Source organism: Roseateles sp., assembly GCF_049240545.1.
Lineage (GTDB): Bacteria > Pseudomonadota > Gammaproteobacteria > Burkholderiales > Burkholderiaceae_C > Paucibacter_A.
Genome location: NZ_JBMLSK010000080.1, coordinates 1 through 5,137 on the forward strand (window position 1 = coordinate 1; position 5,137 = coordinate 5,137).

The 5,137-nt window shown below is 62.1% G+C and carries 6 protein-coding genes and 1 pseudogene; 3 read left to right on the top strand and 4 right to left on the bottom strand.

Annotation, left to right across the window (positions count from 1 at the left end):
- Window positions 1-14 precede the first annotated feature (14 nt).
- The 3 genes from ACOVRJ_RS05130 to ACOVRJ_RS05140 are packed head-to-tail and all read left to right on the top strand — an operon-like array spanning window position 15 to window position 2,065.
- Window positions 15-590 (top strand): LemA family protein, encoded by a 576-nt coding sequence (locus ACOVRJ_RS05130; RefSeq protein WP_422042830.1) that lies wholly within the window; start codon window positions 15-17, stop codon window positions 588-590.
- Window positions 591-602: 12 nt separating this feature from the next.
- Complete coding sequence (locus ACOVRJ_RS05135; protein WP_422042825.1) at window positions 603-1,532, top strand: TPM domain-containing protein; 930 nt, start codon at window positions 603-605, stop codon at window positions 1,530-1,532.
- Window positions 1,533-1,537: 5 nt separating this feature from the next.
- Window positions 1,538-2,065: a TPM domain-containing protein gene (locus tag ACOVRJ_RS05140; protein ID WP_422042826.1), complete on the top strand. Its 528-nt coding sequence runs from the start codon at window positions 1,538-1,540 to the stop codon at window positions 2,063-2,065.
- Between the two features lie 25 nt (window positions 2,066-2,090).
- Here ACOVRJ_RS05140 and ppk2 read toward each other — a convergent pair whose 3' ends face one another.
- The 4 genes and pseudogenes from ppk2 to ACOVRJ_RS05160 all read right to left on the bottom strand — a co-directional run.
- Window positions 2,091-2,933, bottom strand: a complete 843-nt coding sequence (ppk2, locus tag ACOVRJ_RS05145; protein WP_422042827.1) for a polyphosphate kinase 2 — start codon at window positions 2,931-2,933, stop codon at window positions 2,091-2,093.
- A gap of 64 nt (window positions 2,934-2,997) precedes the next feature.
- Complete coding sequence (locus ACOVRJ_RS05150; protein WP_422042828.1) at window positions 2,998-3,855, bottom strand: D-hexose-6-phosphate mutarotase; 858 nt, start codon at window positions 3,853-3,855, stop codon at window positions 2,998-3,000.
- 94 nt (window positions 3,856-3,949) lie between these two features.
- Window positions 3,950-4,366, bottom strand: a complete 417-nt coding sequence (locus tag ACOVRJ_RS05155; protein ID WP_422042829.1) for a F0F1 ATP synthase subunit epsilon — start codon at window positions 4,364-4,366, stop codon at window positions 3,950-3,952.
- A gap of 77 nt (window positions 4,367-4,443) precedes the next feature.
- Window positions 4,444-5,137: pseudogene (locus ACOVRJ_RS05160) on the bottom strand (F0F1 ATP synthase subunit beta); the annotation flags it as partial.

The following is a 5,137-nucleotide window of genomic DNA, read 5'->3' on the forward strand; positions in this document are numbered from 1 at the left end:
TGGCAGCCACTGTTTTGACGGCCACGCTAACGCTCTCCGGCTGCGGCTACAACCAATTCCAGACGCTCGACGAACAAGTGAACGCCGGCTGGGCCGAAGTCTTGAACCAGTACCAGCGCCGCTCCGACCTGATCCCCAATATCGTCAGCACCGTCAAGGGTGAAGCCAATTTCGAGCAAGAAACCCTGACCAAGGTGATCGAGGCGCGCGCCAAGGCCACCAGCATTCAGGTCACGCCCGAGTTGGCCAATGACCCCGAGGCGATGAAGAAGTTCCAGGCCGCCCAGGGCGAAGTCTCCAGCACGCTGAGCCGCTTGATGATGGTGACCGAGAACTACCCTAACTTGAAGGCCAACCAGGGCTTCCAAGACCTGCGCGTGCAGCTAGAAGGCACCGAGAACCGCATCACCGTGGCGCGCAATCGCTACATCAAGACGGTGACCGAGTACAACGTGCACACCCGCCAGTTCCCCACCAATCTGACCGCCATGATCTTTGGCTACAAGGTCAAGCCAAACTTCTCGGTGGAAAACGAGGCTGCGATTAAGGCAGCGCCGGCGGTGAGCTTCGACAAGCCGGCTTCCAAGTAAGGCTGACTGGCCATGCGTGAACGTGGGTTCCTGCCTCTCGGCAGGGGTTTGGGGCTTTGGCTGCTGGGTGCGCTGCTCGGCCTGCTGTGCCTGACGGCGCGCGCCCAAGATGTCTTGCCCGTGCCGGCCTTGAGCGCACGCGTCATCGACCAGACCGCCACCTTGAGCAGCGCCCAGCAAAGCGCGCTGGAAGCCAAGCTCGCCGCTTTCGAGCAGAGCGCTGGCTCGCAGTTGGTGATTCTTTTGGTGCCCACCGTGGCGCCCGAGGACATTGCCAGTTATGCGCAGCGCATCGGTGACGCCTGGAAGATCGGTCGCCGCGATGTCGGCGATGGGCTCTTGATCGTGGTGGCCAAGAATGACCGCAAAGTTCGTATCGAAGTCGCCAAGACGCTGGAAGGGGCCGTGCCTGACCTGGCGGCGCGTCAGATCATCCAGCGCGCCATCACCCCAGCCTTCAAGGCGGGCGACTACGCGGGAGGCTTGAATCAGGCGGTAGACCAGTTGTCGGCTCTCATTCGTGGCGAGGCCCTGCCTGCCCCCAAGCAAAGCAACAAGAACAGTCAGCCCCAAGACGGCTTCAGCTTTGAGGAGTTGGGAGCGCTGTTCTTCATCGGCGTGCCAGTGCTGGGCGGTGTTCTTATCGGCATCTTTGGCCGCAAGCTGGGCAGTCTCTTGACCGGCGGCGCGGCTGGCGCCATCGGCTGGGTGTTTGCGTCCAGCCTGCTGATCGCCGGGCTGGCGGCCGTGGCCTCGATGATTCTGGTCGGGGTGATGGGCGTGGGCTCGGGGCGCAGCCTCGGACGCCGCGGAGGCCACGGAGGCCCTGTCATCTGGGGCGGCGGCGGTGGTGGTGGATTCGGCGGCGGAGGCGGCGGTGGAGGTTTTTCCTCAGGTGGTGGCGGTGATTTTGGCGGCGGCGGTGCCTCCGGAGATTGGTGAAGAAGATGCCTCAGCAAAGCCATAAAAAATCAATGCTGGTGCGCTTGTTCAAGCACCGCTGGACCGACAGCGGCACGGTCGCACGCGCCCTGCCCAAGACGGCCATCGCCAGCCTGGAATCGCGCATCCGCGCCAGCGAAGGCCGCCACAGCGGCGAGATCTGCGTTTGCGTAGAAGCGGGCCTGCCGCTGTCTTACCTGAGCAAGCGCCTGAGCGCACGGCAGCGCGCCGTCACCCTGTTCGGCAAACTGCGCATCTGGGACACCGAAGCGAACAACGGTGTGCTGATCTATCTCTTGTTGGCCGACCATGCCATCGAGATCGTGGCCGACCGGGGGCTGAATGCGCAGGTCAAGCCCGAGCAATGGAGCGCCATCGTCGACACCTTGCGCGAGCATCTGCGCGCCGGCCGTTTCGAAGCCGGCCTGCAAGCCGCCGTGGACGGAGTGGATGCCTTGCTGCAGAGCAAGTTCCCCTTGGCGCCAGGGGAAAGCAACCCGAATGAGTTGCCGGACGCGGTCGTGCTGCTCTGATTCAAGCTCGGCTGGCGAACCCCGCTCAGCCGAGTTTGATCGGCCGCAACTTACCGCCAAAGGTCTCCACCAGCGGCTTGTGCCCCAGCGGCGGAAAGCGCAACTTGGTCGGTGGCACCGCCACATCGGGCAAGCGCGCCAGCAAGTTGCGGATCAGAGCCAGCCGGCCACGCCTCTGGTCGTTGAAGTCCACCAGGGTCCAAGGCGCGTGGCGCGAGTGCGTGGCAGCCAACATCTGATCGCGAGCCTCACCGTATTCTTTGTACAAACGGCGCGCCTCCAGGTCGATGGGCGAAAGCTTCCAGCGCTTCAGCGGGTCGGCCAGCCGTTCGGCAAAGCGGGTCTCTTGCTGCTCTTGGTCGACCGTGAGCCAATACTTGAACAGCAAGATGCCGTCATCGACCAGCAGCTTTTCAAACACCGGCGCTTGCTTCAGAAAGGCCTGGGTTTGCTGCGGCGTGCAAAAGCCCATCACCGTCTCAACACCGGCGCGGTTGTACCAGCTGCGGTCGAACAGCGCGATTTCACCTGCGGCCGGCAAATGCGGCACGTAGCGTTGAAAGTACCACTCGCCGCGCTCGCGGTCGCTGGGCTTGCCCAGGGCCACGGTGTGGCATTGGCGCGGGTTCAAGGTCTCTGAAATGGCCGAGATCACGCCACCCTTGCCGGCGGTATCGCGCCCCTCGACCACAACCACCAGGCGTTGCCCTTGGTGCTGCAGCCAATGCGCCATCGCGTTGAGCTCCAGGTGCAAGGGGGCAAGCTGCTCGAGGTAGTCGCTCTTGCTCAGCTGGCCGGGAGCCCCGGCCTTGGGTTTGCCTTGGGGCTTCTCTCTGGTCTTGGACTTGCCGCCGCTCTTGCTTGCCATGGCTTGCTGCCTCTCTTTTTCAGGAGAAGACAGCTTATGTCAGCCAGAGGCCTTCCGACAACGGTCAAAGCAAGGTCAAGGTCTGCATGCCGGACCAACTCTCGCCGGGCGCCAAACTCAAGGGCTTCTCGACCTGGGCCGCCTCCACGCAGAGCATGTGCTTGTAGCCATCCGCCGGCATGTCCACCACCGCCGCGCACTTCTCAGCGCCGGGGTTCCAAACGACGGCGTCGTCAAAGCCCTGCTGACGAATCTGCAAACGACGTTCGCTGGTGGCCAGGCGCTCACGCAGCGTCAACTCCTCGCGCACACGGTGGTAGATGCGATCCAAGTCGCCGCCGGGCAGCAGCAGATCAACACGCTGGACCTTCTCCATCTCATCAACGGCATCCCAATAGCGCAGCGCGGTCAGGCCCTGAAGGCTGGTGGAATCGAGATCATCCACGCGCAAATAGCTGTGCAGCGCGGAATTGAACTCAAAGGTGGTGTCGCCCTTGTTTTCACAGGCCAACTCAATTTGCAACTCACGGCCGCTGATCCGAACACTCAACTCCAACTCAAAGGCATGCGGCCAAAACATCCGCGTCGCCGCATCGTCGTTCAGACGCAAGACGGCCAACGCATCATCTTTGCCCTGCTCAGCCATCACCAAGGCCCAAGGCTTGGTGCGGGCAAAGCCATGCCGTTGCAAAGGGCCACGCATACCGAATTGCGGAAAGACCACCGGCACGCCGCCGCGAATCGCCTGGCCCGAGGCGAACTCCGACTTCGGTGACAGATAGAGCTGCTCTTCACCCCCGACCGGCTTCCAAGAGACAAGATGGCCCCCATGCAACAACACGGTCGCGCGAGCACCATCGGGCGAGGCCAGTTCGATGGCATCCATACCTTGGTAGCGGGAAAGAGTGATGGGCTTGGACATGATCTGACAAATGGTGTGGGACTATGAAAAACGCCCGCCTGACTCACGTCGGCGGGCGCCTTGGGTTCGAGCGATCTCGAAACTCTGAGCTGAATCAGTTCTTGCGGAACTTGCGCAGCGCAGCGATCTGGGCGGCCATGGCAGCGAACTCGCCTTGCGCCTTGGCAAAGTCGATATCGCTCTTGGCGTTCTTCATCGCTTCTTCGGCCAGTGCGCGGGCTTCCAGAGCCTTGGCTTCGTCCAGGTCCTTGCCGCGGATCGCGGTGTCGGCCAGCACGGTCACCTTGCCTGGTTGCACTTCCAGCAAGCCGCCAGCCACGAAGACGAATTCTTCTTGGCCGTTGTCGGCGCGCTGAATGCGCACCGCGCCGGGCTTGATGCGGGTGATCAGCGGCGTGTGATTGGGCAAGATGCCCAGCTCACCGCTTTCACCCGGCAGCGCAACAAATTTGGCCTCGCCGGAGAAGATTTGCTCTTCGGCGGAAACCACATCGACGTGGAGGGTTGCCATCTTTAATCTTCCTTAGCGTTGTGCGTAGAGAACTGTGCGAGAAACGGGGAGAAGCGTTGCCGCCCTCCCCGGCTTCATCAGCCCAGCTTCTTCGCCTTTTCGAACGCTTCGTCGATGGTGCCAACCATGTAGAAGGCCTGCTCAGGCAGGTGATCGCATTCGCCAGCAACAATCATCTTGAAGCCGCGGATGGTTTCCTTCAAGGGCACGTACTTACCAGGCGAGCCGGTGAACACTTCGGCCACGTGGAAAGGCTGCGACAGGAAACGCTGGATCTTACGAGCGCGGCTCACGGCCAGCTTGTCTTCAGGCGACAGCTCGTCCATACCCAGAATCGCGATGATGTCGCGCAGTTCCTTGTAGCGCTGCAGCACTTGCTGAACGCCACGGGCGGTCAGGTAGTGCTCTTCGCCGATCACATTGGGGTCCAGCTGACGCGAGGTCGAGTCCAGCGGGTCCACAGCGGGGTAGATACCCAGCGAAGCGATGTCACGCGACAACACCACGGTGGAGTCCAAGTGAGCAAAGGTCGTCGCAGGCGAGGGGTCGGTCAAGTCGTCCGCTGGCACGTAAACGGCCTGGATGGAAGTGATCGAACCGACCTTGGTCGAAGTGATCCGCTCTTGCAAACGGCCCATTTCTTCGGCCAGCGTAGGCTGGTAACCCACGGCGGAAGGCATACGACCCAGCAGCGCGGACACTTCGGTACCGGCCAAGGTGTAACGGTAGATGTTGTCCACGAAGAACAGCACGTCACGGCCTTCGTCACGG